Below are 1,082 nucleotides of genomic sequence, written 5' to 3'. Positions count from 1 at the left end.
CTTATCGTTTATTTTAGTTTCGTCAAAACCTAATAAACTATATTTGGAACTCTCTTTCAACTATTTAAAACTTTCAGAATACAATCTAGCTTTCACCTCAAGATGATCAAGCCAAGGAACTAATGGAGTACTGGAACCAGATAATTAATCATATAAATGAAAATGATTCTGAGAAAGTTAAAGCTTTTAATGAGTTAATCCACAATGAACCACAAGCACGTTTGGATCATGGCATTACAGCAGAAATGTTTGAATATATGAGCAAAGCCCTAAACAATCATAAGTAAGGTAGTTATGAAATCTATTTTAAACATCTATAATATTAGGTAATTTACATTTAGATAAAAATCTAGCTTCGTTACGTATATAATACTCTGATTTGAATTTACTTTTCTTAAGGATTATACTTGAATATCAAAAGTATGAGCTTCCCAGCTCGATTAATCCATACTATCGGCTTTGAGTTTTTTGGTATAGTAATATTTACTCCATTTGCTATGTTTGTTTTACATAAAGATATGTTTCATATCGCAGGACTAGCCATCATAGTGTCTATAATTGCTATGTTATGGAATCTCATTTATAACTATATTTTTGATGCCATCGAGCGTAAAGCAAATATGTGTCGCTCAAAAAGAGGCGTTATTATAAGAGTATTACATGCTATTCTTTTTGAAGCTGGACTTTTGATTGTAACAATTCCACTTGTTGCTTATATGCTCGATATGGGACTGATAGAAGCTATCATCGTTGATATTGGCTTTGTTATTTTTTATCTTGTATATGCTTTTGTGTATAATTATATCTTTGATAAAATTTACTTCGGTTTTATACATAAGTAGATATAGCACCCATAGCTTAACTGGATAGAGCGTCGCCCTCCGGAGGTGGATGCGGGGGTTCGAGTCCCTCTGGGTGTGCCATAAAATATACTCCACTCTACCTACAGAAGTACTACAAAAATGTTATTAAAAATTTTAATAAAAGGCTAGATTGTATTCTGAAAGTTTTAAATAGTTGAAAGAGAGTTCCAAATATAGTTTATTAGGTTTTAACGAAACTAAAATAAACGATAAGGAACT

2 protein-coding genes and 1 tRNA gene are annotated in these 1,082 nt (G+C 31.3%); all 3 read left to right on the top strand.

The window, feature by feature from the left end; all coding sequences use genetic code 11:
* The first annotated feature begins 122 nt into the window (after nt 1–122).
* The 3 genes from F8C69_RS10175 (at nt 123) to F8C69_RS10165 (ending at nt 923) form a co-directional block, all read left to right on the top strand.
* Nucleotides 123–287 carry a hypothetical protein gene (locus F8C69_RS10175; RefSeq protein WP_159185051.1) on the top strand — a complete coding sequence of 55 codons (165 nt, stop codon included), beginning with the start codon at nt 123–125 and terminating at the stop codon, nt 285–287.
* Nucleotides 288–407: 120 nt separating this feature from the next.
* Complete coding sequence (locus F8C69_RS10170; RefSeq protein WP_159185050.1) at nt 408–842, top strand: PACE efflux transporter; 435 nt, start codon at nt 408–410, stop codon at nt 840–842.
* 5 nt (nt 843–847) lie between these two features.
* Nucleotides 848–923 (top strand) — tRNA-Arg (locus tag F8C69_RS10165).
* Nucleotides 924–1,082: the final 159 nt, after the last annotated feature.

This window comes from Francisella noatunensis subsp. noatunensis (assembly GCF_009823375.1).
GTDB lineage: Bacteria > Pseudomonadota > Gammaproteobacteria > Francisellales > Francisellaceae > Francisella > Francisella noatunensis.
The sequence above is the reverse complement of the archived record's forward strand: the minus strand, read 5'-3'. Positions and strand labels throughout refer to the sequence as shown.

Excerpts from the sequence above, each read along its gene's own strand:
- F8C69_RS10175 (WP_159185051.1), top strand. The coding sequence starts at position 123 with ATGGAGTACTGGAACCAGATAATTAATCATATAAATGAAAATGATTCT.